The sequence below is a fragment of the Paracoccus sp. (in: a-proteobacteria) genome (assembly GCF_030538755.1).
Classification (GTDB): Bacteria; Pseudomonadota; Alphaproteobacteria; order Rhodobacterales; family Rhodobacteraceae; genus Paracoccus.
Window position 1 is genome coordinate 198,534 of record NZ_JAUNTJ010000004.1, and the last position, 17,742, is coordinate 216,275.

General features: G+C 63.8%; 14 protein-coding genes. 6 read left to right on the forward strand and 8 right to left on the reverse strand.

Going from position 1 to position 17,742, the window contains the following annotated elements; translation table 11 throughout:
- The first annotated feature begins 74 nt into the window (after positions 1–74).
- Both Q4G14_RS04225 and Q4G14_RS04230 read left to right on the forward strand, forming a co-directional pair.
- On the forward strand, positions 75–2,195 hold the full coding sequence (locus Q4G14_RS04225; RefSeq protein ID WP_303360468.1) for an ATP-binding protein: 2,121 nt from the start codon (positions 75–77) through the stop codon (positions 2,193–2,195).
- 79 nt (positions 2,196–2,274) lie between these two features.
- Positions 2,275–3,663 (forward strand): phosphomannomutase, encoded by a 1,389-nt coding sequence (locus Q4G14_RS04230; RefSeq protein WP_303360469.1) that lies wholly within the window; start codon positions 2,275–2,277, stop codon positions 3,661–3,663.
- A gap of 137 nt (positions 3,664–3,800) precedes the next feature.
- On the opposite strand, the gene Q4G14_RS04235 is transcribed toward Q4G14_RS04230, so the two are convergent.
- The 8 genes from Q4G14_RS04235 to cysQ form a co-directional block, all read right to left on the reverse strand.
- A complete protein-coding gene (locus Q4G14_RS04235; protein ID WP_303360470.1) occupies positions 3,801–5,204 on the reverse strand; it encodes a hypothetical protein in 1,404 nt (467 codons plus the stop codon).
- Positions 5,197–6,870 (reverse strand): beta-1,6-N-acetylglucosaminyltransferase, encoded by a 1,674-nt coding sequence (locus Q4G14_RS04240; RefSeq protein WP_303360471.1) that lies wholly within the window; start codon positions 6,868–6,870, stop codon positions 5,197–5,199. Before Q4G14_RS04240 ends, Q4G14_RS04235 begins: the two co-directional genes overlap by 8 nt.
- The gene (locus tag Q4G14_RS04245; protein ID WP_303360472.1) at positions 6,867–7,898 is read right to left on the reverse strand and encodes a glycosyltransferase family 2 protein; all 1,032 of its coding nucleotides are present in this window, start codon (positions 7,896–7,898) and stop codon (positions 6,867–6,869) included. Before Q4G14_RS04245 ends, Q4G14_RS04240 begins: the two co-directional genes overlap by 4 nt.
- A gap of 71 nt (positions 7,899–7,969) precedes the next feature.
- Complete coding sequence (locus tag Q4G14_RS04250) at positions 7,970–9,001, reverse strand: glycosyltransferase family 2 protein (protein ID WP_368661308.1); 1,032 nt, start codon at positions 8,999–9,001, stop codon at positions 7,970–7,972.
- 23 nt (positions 9,002–9,024) lie between these two features.
- Positions 9,025–10,011, reverse strand: coding sequence for a UDP-glucose 4-epimerase GalE (gene galE / locus Q4G14_RS04255; RefSeq protein WP_303360474.1), 987 nt, complete (start codon positions 10,009–10,011; stop codon positions 9,025–9,027).
- A 12-nt stretch (positions 10,012–10,023) separates the two neighbouring features.
- Positions 10,024–10,917 carry a UTP--glucose-1-phosphate uridylyltransferase gene (locus Q4G14_RS04260; protein WP_303360475.1) on the reverse strand — a complete coding sequence of 298 codons (894 nt, stop codon included), beginning with the start codon at positions 10,915–10,917 and terminating at the stop codon, positions 10,024–10,026.
- Between the two features lie 191 nt (positions 10,918–11,108).
- Positions 11,109–11,909 carry a 3-deoxy-manno-octulosonate cytidylyltransferase gene (locus Q4G14_RS04265; protein ID WP_303360476.1) on the reverse strand — a complete coding sequence of 267 codons (801 nt, stop codon included), beginning with the start codon at positions 11,907–11,909 and terminating at the stop codon, positions 11,109–11,111.
- A 1-nt stretch (position 11,910) separates the two neighbouring features.
- Positions 11,911–12,708, reverse strand: coding sequence for a 3'(2'),5'-bisphosphate nucleotidase CysQ (cysQ, locus tag Q4G14_RS04270; protein ID WP_303360477.1), 798 nt, complete (start codon positions 12,706–12,708; stop codon positions 11,911–11,913).
- A 125-nt stretch (positions 12,709–12,833) separates the two neighbouring features.
- On the opposite strand from cysQ, the gene Q4G14_RS04275 reads away from it, so the two are divergent.
- The 4 genes from Q4G14_RS04275 to Q4G14_RS04290 form a co-directional block, all read left to right on the forward strand.
- The gene (locus Q4G14_RS04275; RefSeq protein ID WP_303360478.1) at positions 12,834–13,655 is read left to right on the forward strand and encodes an ABC transporter permease; all 822 of its coding nucleotides are present in this window, start codon (positions 12,834–12,836) and stop codon (positions 13,653–13,655) included.
- A gap of 213 nt (positions 13,656–13,868) precedes the next feature.
- Positions 13,869–15,785, forward strand: a complete 1,917-nt coding sequence (gene dnaK / locus Q4G14_RS04280) for a molecular chaperone DnaK (protein ID WP_303360479.1) — start codon at positions 13,869–13,871, stop codon at positions 15,783–15,785.
- Positions 15,786–15,860: 75 nt separating this feature from the next.
- Positions 15,861–17,021: a molecular chaperone DnaJ gene (dnaJ, locus tag Q4G14_RS04285; RefSeq protein WP_303360480.1), complete on the forward strand. Its 1,161-nt coding sequence runs from the start codon at positions 15,861–15,863 to the stop codon at positions 17,019–17,021.
- 51 nt (positions 17,022–17,072) lie between these two features.
- Positions 17,073–17,742: RadC family protein (locus Q4G14_RS04290; RefSeq protein ID WP_303360481.1), on the forward strand; the 670-nt coding region annotated here is incomplete at its 3' end.

Consider the following 17,742-nt stretch of genomic DNA (forward strand, 5'->3'; position numbering starts at 1 on the left):
AAGCGGTGCCGTCACCCCAGCCCTTGGGACCAGTTTAACGCGATCTTCACCCTTGGCCGGATAGAAAACCGGGGATGAACAGCGAATCGGACATGCCGCAGATGGAACCAGACAGCAGCCGGGATGAGGCGGCGCAACTGCGCGACCTGATAACCGAATGCCTGACTCAGCTCAGGCAGGGGCAGGTGCCGCAGGCCGATGCCAGCCGGTTGCCACCGGCCAGTCAGGCCGTTGCCCTCGAATTTCTGCATGTCAGCGGGCAGATCAAAACCAAGAATCTCAGCCTGATGCACGGGCTGGAAACGCTGCGCGACGGCTTTGCGATTTTTGGCAAGGATCAGCGGCTGATCTTTGCCAATAACTCGTTCCGCACGTTTTTCCGGCAAAAGGTGCGGATCGACACCGGGGTGCATCTGCAATTGCTGTGCGATGCGATCGACCGGCATCAGATGACCGATATGTCCGGCACCCAGATGATGGAATGGGTCATGCGTGCCGTCACCGACGATGCCGAACCGCTGATCGTGCGGCTGTCTTCGGGCGAGATGTTCCGCTGGTCCATGCGCCGCGACCCGTCAGGCAACCTGGTGCTGATCGCCAGCGACATCTCGCGCGAGAGGGCGCGGCAGTTCGAACTGGAACAACTGATGGCCGAGGCCAGCCGCGCCAGCGACGCCAAGACGACCTTTCTGGCCCATATGAGCCACGAGCTGCGCACACCGATGAACGGCGTCATCGGCATGGCGGAAATGCTGTGCGACAGCGGGCTTGACCCGGAACGCCAGCGTTACGCCGAAACGATCCGCAACTCGGCCGAGGCGTTGCTGACCATCATCAACGACGTTCTCGATTTCTCGCGCGGGCGCAGCGACGGCATCCGCCTGACCGAAGCCAGCTTTGATCTGGAAAAGGTCGTGGTCGAGGTGGCGACCCTGCTGCAACCCTCCGCCCGCGCCAAGGGGCTGGACCTGCGGGTGTTGTGCGATCCGATGATGCCGACCCGCTGGCACGGCGATGAGGGGCGCGTGCGGCAGGTTGTCGTCAACCTGCTGGGCAATGCGGTGAAATACACGCAAACGGGCTTTGTGCGGCTGATCGTGACGCCGGGCAGCGAAGGGCCGAACGTGCTGATCTATGACAGCGGCCCCGGCATCCCGGATGAGCGGGTCGATTCGATCTTCGAGGAATTCAGCCAGTTGGCAGAACCGGGCCTGACCGGCATCAGCGGCAGCGGGCTGGGGCTGGCCATCACCGCGCAACTGGTGCAGGCCATGGGCGGCAATCTGTGGCTGGACAGCCATCCGGGCACCGGGTCCACCTTTGGGGTCAACCTGCCCTTGCGCTCGGCCAGCAACACGCAGCAGCCGCTGCCGCCGGTCGCGCCGCAGGCTGGCACCATTCTGGCCGTGCAGGATGATCGCGTCCTGTCGCGGCACCTGCGCCGGATGACCGCCGGAACCGGCCTGCGCATGGACATCCGCAACGATGACGAAGGCTTGCGGGACGCGCTGGACAGCGGCCCGCCCCCCGCCCTGGCGTTGCTGTTCTGCACCGGCGACCGGGATCGCATCATGCGGCGCGTGGATCTGCTGCGCCGCCGCTCGCCCGGAACCAAGATCTGGCTGATGGTCAGCGCCAGCCAGCAGCACCCGGCCTCGCAGGAATTTGATCGGGTCGTCACCCTGCCGGTGATCCGTGAAGCCCTGCTGGCGCCGATGATCGCACAGGTTTCGGCCTCGACGCCAGCCGATGCCGCGCCCCCTCCGACCGAGCTGCGGCAGATGAAGGTGCTGGTCGCCGATGACAATGCCACCAACCGGCTGGTTATCGAAAAGATGCTGCGGCATTGCGACTGTATCTTGCTGCCGGCGGAAGATGGCCAGCAGGCGGTGACGATCTGGCAGCAGGAACAGCCCGACCTGATCCTGATGGATGTGTCGATGCCGGTCATGGATGGCAAACAGGCCGCGCAGGCGATCCGTCGCATCGAACAGGCCAAGGGCCTGCCCCCGACCCGCATCGTTGCCGTAACCGCCGCCGTCAGCGACGAGGACCGGGCCGAGGTGCTGGCCTCGGGCATCGACGAAGTGCTGACCAAGCCGGTGCGCCGCGCGGGGCTGACCGAACAACTGACCCGCCACGCCCCCGCCGACGCCCGCCCGCCCTTGCCGCCAGATGAGGGTCAGGCAGCATGACCGCTGGCGACAGGCTGTTTTCAATCAGGCACAGATTTGCTAGCGAGTGCGCAGTATTATTGGATTCGAGGGTTCCACGATGACGACGCCACTTTCCATGGGCCATCGCCCGATCACCTGTTTCAAGGCTTATGACGTGCGCGGCGAACTGGGGGTCGATCTGGACGCCGATGTGGCCTATCGCGTCGGCCGCGCCTTTGCGCAGGCGCGCGGTGCGAAAAAGGTGGTGGTCGGCCGCGACAGCCGCGAATCTTCGCCCGAACTGGCAACGGCGCTGATCCGCGGCCTGACCGAAGGCGGGGCCGATGTGCTGGACCTGGGCCTGGCCGGCACCGAAGAGGTTTATTTCGCCACCGGCCATTTCGGGGCCGATGGCGGGATCGAGGTCACGGCCTCGCACAATCCGATCAGCTATAACGGCATGAAGATCGTCGGTCAGGGGTCCGCCCCGCTGGACCCGGCAACCGAACTGCCGCCGATCGTCGAACTGGCGCAAAGCGGCGAATTCGCCGCAGCAAAGGTCGGCAGCGTCACCGACTTCCGCGAGGCGCGCGACACTTATGCCAAGGCCATGGCCGATTTCGTCGATGTGGCTGCACTGCGCCCGATGAAGATTCTGGTCAACGCCGGCAACGGCACCGCCGGGCCGACCTTTGACGCCATTGCCGCCGAACTGGAACGCCGTGGCGCGCCGCTGACCTTTGTGCGGATGCACCATGACGTCGATTCCAGCTTTCCCAACGGCATTCCCAACCCGCTGCTGCCCGAAAACCAGCCGCGCACATCGGATGCCGTCCGGGCCGAAGGCGCGGATCTGGGCGTCGCTTGGGATGGCGACTTTGACCGCTGCTTCTTTTTTGACGAAACAGGGCGGTTCATTCCGGGCGAATATATCGTCGGCCTTTTGGGGGCGGCCTTTCTGGAAAAATCGCCGGGCGAAAAGGTTGTCCACGATCCCCGCGTGGTGATGAATACCCGCGCCATGATTGCCGAAGCGGGCGGCGAGGCCGTGCAATCCAAGACCGGCCACGCCTTTATCAAGCGCAAGATGCGCGATGTTGGCGCGATCTATGGCGGCGAGATGTCGGCTCACCACTATTTCCGCGACTTTTTCTATTGCGACAGCGGCATGATCCCATGGTTGCTGGTGGTGGAACTGCTGTCGCGCAAGGGAAAATCGCTGGCGGATCTGTTGTCGGAACGGATGCGGCTTTACCCCTCGTCGGGCGAAAGCAACTATCGTCTGACCGATCCCGATGTATCCATCGCCCGTGTCATCGAAACATTCGCCCCGCAGGCCACCAGCCGCGACGATATGGACGGTGTTTCGCTGGATTTCGGCAACTGGCGGTTCAACCTGCGGAAATCCAACACCGAACCCGTTGTGCGTCTGAATCTGGAATCGGATGGCGACAGCGATCTGGTGCAGGAAAAGCAGGCCGAAATCGTCGCGGTTTTGCAGGGCTGAAATGTCGGAACCGGGGGCTGTCTGCCCCCGGACCCCCGAGGATATTTTGAAACGAAAGACAGCGCCGCCGGGGCCGAGCGGTTGTGATCGGCGGGCTTGGTCCGGGCATTTTTGCCGGTGCTGTCCGGCAGTAGGCGTTAGATGCGCGGCAGGCGGTCAAAGCCAAAGGCAGCAAAGTCGCGCGCATAAGCATTGCGGGCGGCGTTTGCCAGATCCGGGTCGGCCAGAAAGCCGGGCCATGTTTCCGGCGCGGGCGGATTGGGCGTGGGCGATATGCCGGTGCGGTGCGTCAGCATGGCCATTTCATCGGGCAGATCATCTTCGCGCGCGATCAGATCGGGGCTGCCAAAGCGGGAAAACCCTGCGATCACCTCGGACTGGCTGGCCCAGCCGGGGTGGGTGGGCAGGCTGCTTTGGCCGTTCAGGTTGCGGCGCAGGAACAGCAGAAACTCGGTAAAGTGCCGCGCCTGCGCGGCATCGTCCATCAGCGCCAGTTCCTCATCCGGGGGCAGCGCGACGCGGTGGACATCGCGCAGGGTGCGGCGCAGGTCGGGTTTGGCCGCCGCCAGCACATGCTGAAACGCCACCCATGCCCGCAGCAAGGGATGGCGCAGCACGGTAAAGGCGCGATGGCCGGGGTGGTCGCGCCGCCAGCCGCGCAAGCTGGACTGAGTATAGTCGCGACCCAACTGGCCCAGACCGGCCATCCAGTCACCCACCGCTTCGGTAGGGCCGCCGCGCACCGGCATGAACAGCAGGCCGCGCCCTGCCCCGACCGTCAGGAAGGATGGCACGGCGGGGCCACGGCGCGGCTCGAACCCCGGAATGCGGGTCAGACCAAACGGGTCCATCGCGGCCAGCGCATCGCGCATTGCCCCCAGATTGCTGACCTTTTCCGCCATCGGGCGCGGGTTTTGCGGCACCTGATCGGTGGCCGGTTCCACCCGCTCCAGATCGCGACGGCCCAGCCAGTGCAGCAGCCCCGTCATCACATCGGCATCGCGCAGATCGTCATAGCCCAGCCAGAAGGCCGACTGGCCGCTGGCCTGCAAACGCTGCATGACCCCGGCCAGAAACGCCTCGGTTTCCGACAGCATCTCGCGGAAACCGGCGGGGTCAAAGGTGATGCTGGCCGGGATCGGGGTTTCGGTTTCGTTCAGCTTCCACTGGTTCGTTTCTTGCGCCAGCCGGGTCGAGACATAGCTGTCCAGCGGGTTGCGGGTCAGCACCACCTTGGCACAACTGCGGTCGGCAAGGATCGCGTCCAGCACACGCGGATCATGCCCCGGAAAGTAACGGAACCCCGGCAGGTGGTTCGGCTTGTCCAGCAGCTTGCGCAGCAGCAGATGCGGGTCGGCCTCGCGTTCGGCGCGGGTGACGCCCTGCAATTCGTCCTTGTCGGGCCAGCCCATCATATAGGGGTTGAACGCCTCGCCAAAACAGGTGACGCGGCGGATACGGTTCAGCGTCGCCTCAAGCAGATTGGACCCGGTGCGCATCCCGGCAAAGATGACATAGCTGCGATAGGCGGGGTCAGACATCGGCGGCCTCGGATTCGTCGGCGGGGTTGATATTGCCGGTCAGGTAGGACCGAAGCCCGGCATTGCGCAACCGTCGCAGCAGATCGGGCAGGCCATCCAGCGACCGCATCGGCGGCAAAGGCGCGGCCCCGGCAGCAGAGCCGTCGATCTGGCGCAGAGCCGCATCCAGCACCGCTTCGGGCTGGTTCAGAAACGCGGCCAGATCCCAGATCCTCACCTGCGCCTTGACCCAGACCGAGCGCAAGATCTGAAGATGCGCCTGTTCGGCCCGCTGAAACAGCGCGGCGGCGCGGCGGATGTCGTCAAAGGGCATGTCGGACGCAATCAGCGGCACCGCCCATGCGCCGGTGATGACGAACAGCCGCGCATTCGGATCGGTTGCGACGAACCAGTTCAGTTCCTGACTGTCGCGCGGGGCGTGCTGAAACACCTGCATCCGTGGGCTGATACGGATCAGCGAGGTCAGGAACCCCTTGGGGTCGTGATCGCGCAAGGCCGGGCTGTCGGGGATCGCCCCCGGCCCGATGGCGGGGCGACCGGCGAACTCAACGCCGTCGGGGCTGAACAGATGGCCATGCACATCCGCGCTGATCCGCGCGGCCAGCCAGTCCTCGAAATCGGGGAACAGGTCGGTAAAGCCCTGAAACACCGCATAAGGGGCGGATGTCTTGCCGTTTTCGCGATCTTTGCGGGGAAAGCGGCTTTGCATATACAGCCCCGGCCGCCCCAGAGTTCGCCGGGCCACGGCACGGTCGATCAACTGCGCGATCCGGCCCGGATCGGGCTGCGTCGTGGCGGGCGCGGGTTGCGGAAAATGCGCATACAGCCCGGCGGCGCGCGGCCAGATCTTGCGCGCGACAAAGCAGCCTGACGCCTGCAACATATCCTGCTGATCGTCATAGAACTGATAGGGGCGGCCCTGATCGTCGAACTTGGCCAGCGTCAGCGATCTGCTTTCGATGCGGGGCGAATGGCGGCGCACAAGGGTCTGGAAATAGCACTCATCGGGGATCCATGTGCCGCGAAAATAGCGGTCGAATTCCTCGCGCCGGGGGTCGGACAGGATGGCGCGCAGCGTTCGCGTGGTCAGGCACCACCATTGCGACCCCAGATGCGGCGCGATGCCTGCGGGCATCCGGCGGCGAATGCCCAGCCACCGCTGAAGCCGCACGGCACGGTCGAACATGCGGGGATGGCGACGCCAGTCAAAGGGGAAAAACAGCGTGAACCGTTCGCTGTCCAGACCGCCAACGGCCCAGTTCACATCGGTGGCATTCGTGCTTTCGATATGGTCGCGCGCGGGGTCGCAGCCCAGATAGGCGCAAAGCTCAGCCACCGGACGCAGCGGCAGGCAGGAACCCGAGGCCAGCAGCACATGCGTCAGATCGGGAAACTGATCCAGCAGCAGTTCGGCAGCATCCTGCGTTGCCTGCACCAGACTGAAGCTGCCCCATTCGCAATGGCGACGGCGGCAGAACCGCACCTGCGGCAGATCGGCAAGGGCATAGCGCATCTGATGCGCCTCGACGATCGGGGTTTTGGCGTCGATATGAACCGACACCGCCGCGCCGCCTGCTGCCCACAGCCGGGCCATCCGCGCGGCCAGATCCAGCCGCTGATGGCACAGCAGGATCACGCCCAGGCGCACAGGGCTGCCCGCGCTCATGCCCAGCCACCGCGCGACATCAGGCCCAGATCTTCAAGCTGTTGCCAGTCGCGGTATTCCTGCGATGCCGGGCACCACAGATCGACACCCTGCCCGACCCCGCGATGATAGGCCCGGTATTCCTGACTGCCGGCATAGTGCTGGCGCCGGTCCAGTTCCTCGGACGCTTTTTCAGCCAGTGTGGACAGGAATTTCGCGTGCAGCAGACAGCCTGATACCGCCTCGCCGCCGTCTTCGTCATAGACCAGATTCAGCGCGCGTGGCAGCAGCATATGCATGGAACTGGCATAGGCATAGCGCCAGTGCCACCGGACCAGCGGGGTCTTGTTCAGCGCCGGACCGGACAGCGGATCATCGGCGAAAAAGGCACGGGCGCGCGGGCCGCCCTGAATCCACAGGTTGCCATAGCGACGGTCCTTGCGGATCGAATAATTCGCCGGATCGAACCAGCGGGCAATGGTGAACGGGTCGGTGCCTTCGGTATAAGGCTGGGCGTCGATTGGCCCTTTGGGATACATATCCAGCAGCATCGCCGGAAAAGACCGCAGGCCCGAGGCATCCAGCCAGTCGGTCAGCGCCGCCAGCGGGCGACGGTCGCAATGCGGATAGACCAGAAATTCATCGGGATCGACGGTCAGGCACCAATAACCGCTGCCATAGCGCATCAGCAGCCAGTTGATCCAATCCATCCCGAAACGCGCCGTCTTATAGCTGGCCTGCGTGCGCCACAGCGACACATCCGGCTGATCGGCCAGCCATGCCCGGCTGCCATCGGTGCTGTCGTTATCGACGATCAGGAAATGCGAAACCCCCATCCGCCGATAATAATCCATGAAATAGGGCAGCCGGATGCGTTCGTTCCGCATGGCGGAAAACAGCAGAATATCGCCGGGCCTGATCTGCGCCGCCCGCACCGCCACCGGCGACAGCGCGCGGCGACGACGCACGGCGCGGCCGAGCAGCCACTGCCGCTCGGCCCGCTTGCGCATACCGCGCAGCTGTTGCTGAAACCATTGGGACGAAAACATTCAGCCTGTGAATTACGGTTTCGTGAGACTCGACCCGGAATGCGGCCTAAGCCACCCCGATGCAAGAGATTTCACGCACGCATAGGACGATCATCCTGCCCCATCAGCCCAAGTTCGGCCAATTGCCGCCAATCCCCCGACCAGCGATGCGCCGCCGGGTGCCACAGATCAGGCGCCCCGGCGACGGCGGCATAATAGGGGCCAAACGCCTCAGGTTCGGAAAAATGTTCGCCGCGTGCGGCCTCTCGTCGGGCGTTGGCGGGGGCGTCGGGCAGGAATTTGGTGTGCAGCAGAACGCCCGACAGCCGTGAATCGCCCGGCCCGTCATAGGCAGCGTTCAGCCCGCGCGGCAGCATCGAATGAGTCGAGACGACATAGACCCAGCGGCGGTTCCAGCGCACCAGCGGCAGCTTGTTCAGGGTCGGCCCGCGCCGGGGCTGATCGGCGAAAAAGACGCGCTGGCGGGTGCCCCCCTGCGTCCACCTGTTCAGGCGCGGGCGCTGAATCTGCGTCTGATAGGGACCGGCGTCGAACCAGCACAGGTGATCCAGAACGCCCTGCCCCGGCGGGATCGGCGCGTCCAGCCGCCCCTTGGGAAACAGGTCCAGCATCAGGGCACCCATGGCGCTGCGGCCCGCCTTGTCCAGCGCCGCCGCGACATCGGGCAGCAGGCGATCCGGCCAGCCGGGATAGACCAGCAGTTCATCGGCATCGACCGTCAGGCACCAGTGCCCGTGTCCGTAACGCGCCAACAGCCAACCCAGCCAGTCCATGCCAAAGCGCGACGCCCGGTATCCACCCTGCGCCCGCCACAGCGATACATCGGGCGCAGCGGTCAGCAGATCGGCGCTGTCATCGCGACTGTCGTGATCGACGATCAGGAAATGCCGCACCCCCATGGCGCGGTAATGATCCAGCCAGCCCGGCAGGCGCAACGATTCATCGCGGATGACGGCAAAGGCCAGCAGATCGCCCGGCCGGATCGCGCCGGTCCGGTCGCAAAGCAGAGTCAGCGCGCGGCGGGCATGGATGATCCGCCACAGAAGTGAGCGCCGTTTCCAGCGTGCCCGCCAAGCCGACCAGAGATCGCGCAACGGATGCACGGATGGCGGCGGCAGGGTGACATTCACCCCTGATAATGCCCGTTCTGATGCCACCGCCAGGCGTCACCGATCATCTGCCGCATGGTGGACCGATCCGGCGACCAGCCCAGTTCATCGCGCGCGCGCGCGCTGCCGCAGACCAGTTGCACGGCATCACCGGCACGGCGCGGCCCCTCGGCCATCGGGACGGGGCGGTTGGTAACGTGGCGGGTTTCGTCCACCACCTCGCGCACGGAAAAGCCGGTGCCGGTGCCAAGGCAGAACACGCGGCTGTCGCGGCCATCGCGCAGCCATTTCAGGCCCAGAACATGCGCATCGACCAGATCACTGACATGCACATAATCGCGGATGCAGGTGCCGTCGGGCGTCGGGTAATCGGTGCCATGAATGGTCAGCGCCGGACGCCGCCCGTCCACCGCATCAAGGATCAGCGGAATCAGATGGGTTTCGGGCCGGTGAAATTCGCCCACCTCGGCATCGGGGTCGGCCCCCGCGACGTTGAAATAACGAAAGATCACACTGCGCAGCCCGTCCGAGGCGCCGAAATCGCGCAGCATATCCTCGATCGCGCGCTTGCTGGCACCATAGGCGTTCAGCGGCTGTTGCGGAGTGTTTTCGTCCAGCACGACGCCATCATGATCGCCATAGGTGGCACAGGTCGAGCTGAACACAAAGTCGCGCACCCCGGCGGCCAGCGTCGCTTCGATCAGGTTCAGCGAACAGGCGACATTGGCGCGCCAATACAGGCCGGGCTTGGCCATCGCCTCGCCCACCTGGCTGAGCGCGGCAAAGTGCATCACGGCCACCGGGCGATGTTCGGCAAAAGCCGCGTCCAGCGCGGCACGATCCGCCAGATCGCCGTGAACAAAGGGGCCGAATTTCACCGCATCGCGCCAGCCCGTCACCAGACTGTCGAACGTCACCGGCACATAGCCCGCCGCCGCCAATGCCTTGCACGCGTGCGAGCCGATATAGCCCGCACCACCCGTCACCAGAACCTTGTCCGCCATATCACTCCGCCGTTATTCCGCCGCGCGGCGAACCGACATCAGATTGGACAGATAGTCCGAGAATTCGCCCTTCAGCTCATCCCGTTCCAGCCCAAAGGCAACCGTCGCCTGCAAAAAGCCGATCTTGCTGCCGCAATCGAAACGCTGGCCACGGAAGCGCAGGCCGAACACATCGCGGCCCGCGGTGATTTCGTCGGCGATGGCGTCGGTCAACTGAATTTCCCCGCCCGAGCCGGCGCGCAGCTTGTTCAGGTTCTGCATCACGGTCGGTGCCAGAATATAGCGCCCGATCACGGCCAGATTCGACGGCGCGGTGCCGGGGGCGGGCTTTTCGACCATACCCCTGGCACGGACGATGGCGCCCATATCCTCGGCCACGTCCAGCACACCATAGGACGAGGCCTTGTCTGCCGCGACCTCCATCGTGGCAACCATGCTGCCGCCGGTTTCTTCATGCGCCTCGATCATCTGTTGCAGGCAGGGCGGCTCGCCCAGAATGACGTCATCGGTCAGGATCACGGCAAAGGGTTCGTCGGCCAGCAGACGGCGCGCGCACCAGACCGCGTGACCCAGCCCAAGCGCCTTGTGCTGGCGGATATAGGCAATGGCACCCGATTCCATATTCGTGGCGCGCAGGGTTTCCAGCAGGTCTTTCTTGCCTTTTTCGCGCAGGCTTGCCTCAAGCTCATGCGCGTGGTCGAAATAATCTTCCAGCGCGCCCTTGCCGCGCGAGGTCACGAAGATGAATTCCTTGATGCCAGCGGCCCGCGCCTCGTCGATGGCGTATTGGATCAGCGGACGGTCAACCAGCGTCATGATCTCTTTCGGGATGCTTTTCGTGGCAGGCAGGAACCGCGTTCCCAGACCGGCGACCGGAAAAATGGCCTTGGTTACTTTGCGACTCATTCCTAAAGCTCCTGCTCAACTCAATACGCGCGGCGACACAGCCGCGATACGCAGCGGCGTTATGCGGTCATCATGACACAGTATCAAGACTGCGCGCCCGCACGAACAGAATTCTGCTTAAAATTCGACACGCCCCACGCGAAAACAGGCGGTTTCTTGCAGATCAGGTAACAGGATGCCTGTCTTTTCGGTCAGGTCAGGCCCATGCGCGCCATCATCGCCTCGATCCGGGGGACATCCTGCGGGTTGTTCAGTTCCCAGAATTCGCGCCCGCGCGAATCAACCTCGACGCACAAAACCGGACGACCGCGTTCAAGAAAACGCAACTGCTCTAACCCCTCCAGCTTTTCCAGCGCGCCTTCATCCCATGTCGCATAGGCGGCCAGCGCGTCGGGGCGATAGGCATAGACGCCGACGTGGTGAAACACCGGGCTGGGGGCATCGGGCGCGACATCGGCGGGCACGAAGGGGATGACTTCCTTGGAAAAATACAGCGCATGTCCGGTCGTGCCAAAGACGGCAGTGGTGCCGCCCACGCGACCGGCATGGCGGTCGGCGATCAGATCGGCGCGCATCTGGCCGGTGCAGCGCAGCACCGGCGTCGCCACCTCGGCCAGCGGATCGGCGCGCAGACCGGCCACCAGATCACTGATGAACCATGCCGGGGTCAGCGGCGCATCGCCCTGTAAATTCACCACGATTTCTGGTGAAATTCCCAGATTGCGCACGGCTTCGGCACAGCGTTCGGTGCCATTGCGGCAGGTGGTTGCGGTCATCACCACCTCGGCCCCGAAACCCGCCGCATGATCGGCAATGCGCGAATCATCGGTCGCGACCACAACCCGGTCGATGCCCGGCACGGTGATCGCGGCGTCCCAGCTGCGGCGGATCAGGCTGCGCGCCTCGCCTTGCGCGCCGCGCAGATCGACCAGCGGCTTGCCCGGATAGCGCGACGAGGCAAAGCGCGCCGGGATGACAATGACCACGCTCATTTCAGTCTTTCAACAGCAGAACGCCGGGGGCGTAGGCAATGAAGAACGGGTTTTCGAACCCCGGTTTGCCATAGGCCAGCGGGGTGTGATCGTCGAAGCGCACCACCTCGCCGCCCGCGCCGCGCAGCACGGCATCGCCGGCCGCCGTGTCCCACTCCATCGTGCGGCCAAGGCGGGGATAGAGATCCGCCTCGCCCGTGGCGACCAGACAGAATTTCAGCGACGACCCGGCCGAGGTCATGTCGCGCACGCCATAGCGCCCGATATAGTTATCCGTCGCCGCATCGCGGTGCGATTTCGAGGCAACCACCATCAGCCCGCGATTGTCGGGCATGGCATTGACGCCGATGGGCGCGGTTTCGCCCGGTTCTGCCCCGAACGGCCCGGTTTCCTCGACCGAGCGGCCATCGGCGGTGGTATAGAACAGCCGCGCCTTGGCCGGAGCATAAACCACCCCGCGCACGGGCTGGCCGTTTTCGACATAAGCGATATTCACGGTGAAATCGCCGCGGCGCTGGACGAATTCCTTGGTGCCATCCAGCGGATCGACGATCAGAAAGGTGTCAGCGACCTGCCCATGCGTCGCAGCCTGTTCTTCGGTAATCAGCGCGACATCGGGAAAGGCATCGCGCAACCCGGCAGAAATCAGCGCATCCGCCGCTTCGTCGGCTTCCGTCACCGGCGAGGCATCGGATTTCGCCCGCACCTCGAAATCGTCAGAGCCGTAGATTTCCATGATCTTGTCGCCAGCTTGCAGCGCAAGGCGGCGCATTTCCACGGTCAGTCGTTCAAAATCCATCGTTTTCATCCCGTCGCGGCCAGCAAAGATGCGGCGGCGTTCATTGAATCGAAACCTTTGTGTCTTTATGATCCGACGATCCGCAATGGGCAAGCACCGCGCCTGCCCCGACCATCTGGGCTAACATGTTCGTTCAGCGCAAGAACCGAAACCTGTTCGAGGCCGCGTTGACCACGCTGGCCCTGATCCACCATCAGACGGTCTATAACATGCGTATGGGCGACCGGAACGCGGTCGTCGGCCTGCTGACCGCGATCTTTCAAAGCTCGCTGATGGTGCTGGCGTTTTATATCATGTATTATGTGATGGGCATCCGGGGATCGCTGGTGCGCGGCGATTTCATGGTGTTCATCATGTCGGGCATCTTCATGTTCATGACCCATATTCAGGCCGTGGGGGCCGTATCAGGGTCGGGCGCGCTGACGTCGAACATGATAAAACACGCGCCCCTGAACACGGCTGTGCTGATTTCCGGCGCGGCAATGGCGACGCTGTATAAACAGATGCTGTCATGCATCGTCATCATGTGGCTTTATCACGCCGTCATCACCCCGATCGAGATTGAAAACTGGCTGGGCTGCCTGTCGATGCTGCTGCTGGCCTGGCTGTCGGGCTGCGGCGTGGGCATGGTGTTTCTGGCGATGCGGCCATGGTGGCCCAAGGCGGCGGGTATCCTGACCATGGTGTATCAGCGCATCAACATGGTCGCCTCGGGCAAGATGTTTCTGGCCAATACCATCCCCAGCTTCATGCTGCCGTGGTTTTACTGGAACCCGTTGTTTCATATCATAGATCAGGCGCGCGGCTTTGCCTTTATCAATTACAGCCCGCAGCGCACCTCGGTGGAATATCCGCTGTGGGTGACGGTCGCGGTCATCATGATCGGCCTGATGGCGGAGTTCGTCACCCGCAATCGCGTGTCGCTCAGCTGGTCGATGGGCAAATGAGGGCGCGCCGCACCCTGACCCTGCAACGGGCGCGCGCCGTGCGCAACGGATCGCCGCATGCGCTTGCGGCGCGCAAATCGCTTCCTATATAGACGCCGAAGCCGGTTGATGGCGCAAGCCAGCCAGCCGGTTGTCGGAACCACCCAAGGGATCGGGCGGCGGGGGCCGTAACGGACCCAACGCCCGCAGATCGCCGCAAGAAAGGCTATATTCATGTCCAAAGTCATCGGGATTGACCTCGGCACCACCAACAGCTGCGTCGCCATCATGGACGGCAGCCAGCCCAAGGTCATCGAAAACAGCGAAGGTGCGCGCACCACCCCCTCGATCGTCGCCTTTACCGACAGCGAACGTCTGGTCGGCCAGCCGGCAAAGCGTCAGGCCGTCACCAACCCCGCCAACACCATTTTCGCGGTCAAGCGCCTGATCGGCCGCCGCGTCACCGACGCCGAGGTGGAAAAGGACAAGAACCTTGTTCCCTATTCCATCGTTGACGGCGGCAACGGCGACGCCTGGGTCGAGGCGCATGGCGAAAAATATTCCCCCGCCCAGATCAGCGCGATGATCCTGCAAAAGATGAAGGACACCGCCGAATCCTATCTGGGCGAGTCGGTGACGCAGGCCGTCATCACCGTTCCGGCCTATTTCAACGACGCCCAGCGTCAGGCCACCAAGGACGCCGGCAAGATCGCGGGTCTTGAGGTGCTGCGCATCATCAACGAACCCACCGCCGCCGCGCTGGCCTATGGTCTGGACAAGAAAGAATCGAAAACCATCGCCGTTTATGACCTTGGCGGCGGCACCTTCGACATCACCATTCTGGAAATCGACGACGGTCTGTTCGAGGTGAAATCGACCAACGGGGACACGTTCCTTGGCGGTGAAGATTTCGACATGCGCATCGTCAACTATCTGGCGGAAGAGTTCAAAAAAGAACACGGCGTCGATCTGACCAAGGACAAGATGGCCCTTCAGCGCCTGAAAGAGGCGGCGGAAAAGGCCAAGATCGAACTGTCCTCGGCATCTCAGACCGAAATCAACCAGCCGTTCATCAGCATGGACAAAAACAGCGGCACGCCGCTGCACATGGTGGTCAAGCTGACCCGCGCCAAGCTGGAATCGCTGGTCGGCGATCTGGTCAAGCGCACGATGAAGCCCTGTCAGGACGCCCTGAAAGACGCCGGTGTCAGCAAGGACGAAATCGACGAGGTGATCCTTGTCGGCGGCCAGACCCGGATGCCGATGGTCATCGAAGAAGTGACCAAATTCTTTGGCAAGGAACCGCACAAGGGCGTCAACCCCGATGAGGTCGTGGCGCTTGGCGCGGCCATTCAGGGCGGCGTGCTGCAAGGCGATGTCAAGGATGTGGTGCTGCTGGACGTGACCCCGCTGTCGCTGGGCATCGAAACGCTGGGCGGCGTCTTTACCCGGCTGATCGACCGCAACACCACCATTCCGACCAAGAAAAGCCAGATCTTCTCGACCGCCGAAGACAACCAGAACGCGGTGACGATCCGGGTGTTCCAGGGTGAACGCGAAATGGCCGCAGACAACAAGCTGCTGGGTCAGTTCAACCTTGAAGACATCCCGCCCGCTCCGCGCGGTCTGCCGCAGATCGAGGTGACGTTCGACATCGACGCCAACGGCATCGTGTCGGTCAGCGCCAAGGACAAGGGCACCGGCAAGTCGCAGAACATCACCATTCAGGCTTCGGGCGGCTTGTCCGACGAAGATATTGAAAAGATGGTGAAAGACGCCGAAGCCAATGCCGAGGCCGACAAATCCCGGCGCGAGATGGTCGAAGCCCGGAACCAGGCTGAAAGCCTGATCCACTCGACCCGCAAATCGCTTGAGGAACATGGCGACAAGGTGGATGGCTCGACCGTCGAGGCGATCGAACTGGCGATCGGCGCGCTGGAAGACACGCTCAAGGGCGACGACGCGGGCAAGATCCGTGGCGGCATTCAAAACGTCATGGATGCGTCGATGAAGCTGGGCGAAGCGATCTACAAGGCGCAGTCCGAAGGCGCTGACGGCGAAGACGCCGGCGAACCCGGCCCGCGCGGCGTCGATGACGACATCGTGGACGCCGATTTCGAAGATCTGGGCGAAGACAAGAAGCGCAACTGATCTGGATTGCCATCAACCGGGCCGGTCCGCGACCCTGCGGGCCGGCCCAATGCGTAAAGGGCCGGTGGGAACGACATGGCGAAACGCTGTTATTATGAAGTGCTGGGGGTGACGCGCGGCGCGTCGGGCGACGAAATCAAGCGCGCCTACCGACAAAAGGCAAAAGAACTGCATCCTGATCGCAACAAGGATGACCAGAATGCCGAATCCGCCTTCAAAGAGGTGAACGAGGCTTACGATTGCCTGAAAGACGATCAGCGCAAGGCGGCCTATGACCGCTTTGGCCATGCCGCGTTCGAGGGCGGCGGCGGCTTTGGCGGTGGACGCGGGGGCCATCCGGGCGATTTTGGCGCCGCCTTCGCCGATGTGTTCGAGGATCTGTTCGGCGACATGATGGGCCGCCGGGCCGGGGGCGGCGGTGGCCGCAACCGGGCACAGCGCGGACAGGATCTGCGCTATAACCTCAGGGTTTCGCTGGAAGAAGCCTTCACCGGCATTCAGAAAACCATCACCGTTCCCGGCTCGGCCGCCTGCGAGGATTGCAGCGGCACCGGGGCCGAGGGTGCGACGCAACCCGCCGCCTGCCCCACCTGCGCGGGCATGGGCAAGGTGCGGGCACAGCAGGGCTTTTTCACCGTCGAACGCACCTGCCCCACCTGCGGCGGGCAAGGCCAGATCGTCAAGAATCCCTGCAAATCCTGCCACGGCGCGGGCCGCACCGAACGCGAACGCACGCTGTCGGTCAACATCCCCGCCGGCGTGGAAACCGGCACCCGCATCCGCTTGGCCGGCGAGGGCGAGGCCGGGATGCGCGGCGGCCCCTCGGGCGATCTGTATATCTTTATCGAAGTGCGCGAGCATGAGATTTTCATGCGCGACGGCAAGGCCCTGGCCTGTCAGGTGCCGGTCAGCATGGTGACAGCCGCCCTGGGTGGCGAGGTCGAGGTGCCGACCATCGACGGCGGACGCTCGCGCGTCAAGGTGCCGCCGGGCAGTCAATCGGGGCGGCAGATGCGCCTGCGCGGCAAGGGTATGCCGCCGCTGCGCCACGGCCCCGGCATGAACGGCGAGGCGGGCGATCTGCTGATCGAGCTGATCGTGGAAACGCCGGTCAACCTGACCCATCGCCAGCGCGAATTGCTGCGCGAATTTGAATCGATCAAGGCCGATAACAGCCCGCAATCCGCCGGTTTTTTCGATAAGGTCAAAGGTTTCTGGGACGGAATGCGCAGCTAAAATCGCCGGGGCTTAACGCTTTGTTCACCGCTTCCGTGCCACCCTGGCGGCATGGAAGCGAATCGACCCAACCACTTTGCCGAGGCGCCGATGCCTCTGTTCGCGCCCGCCACGGATGAGGCGCTGGTCCCGGTGCATCCGGGCGCGCGGGCAGCGCCGTCTTATCTGGCCGATCATCGCGCCCGCCTGCGCGAACGGTTCATGGCGGGCGGGGCGGCGGCCATGCCCGATTACGAGATGCTGGAACTGGTGCTGTTTCGCGCCATCCCGCGCCAGGATGTCAAACCTCTGGCGCGGCGGCTGATCGAACATTTCGGTGATTTCAACCGGGTTCTGTCGGCCCCGCCCGCACGGCTGAGCGCCGTTTCCGGCGTTGGCCCCGCCGTCGTAACCGAATTGAAGATCGTCGAGGCTGCCGCGCAGCGCCTGTCGCGCGCGCGCGTGATGAACCGTCCGGTTCTGTCGGGATGGGACGCCTTGCTGGATTATTGCCACACCGCCATGTCGCACCGCGAAACCGAACAGTTCCGCGTGCTGTATCTGGACCGCAAGAACGTCCTGATCGAGGATGAGGAACAGGGCCGCGGCACCGTCGATCACGTCCCCGTCTATCCGCGCGAAATCGTCCGCCGCGCGCTTGAACTGAATGCCTCGGCGTTGATTCTGGTGCATAACCACCCAACTACCCCTATTTCTCGCACATTCAAGCACGCTCGATCAT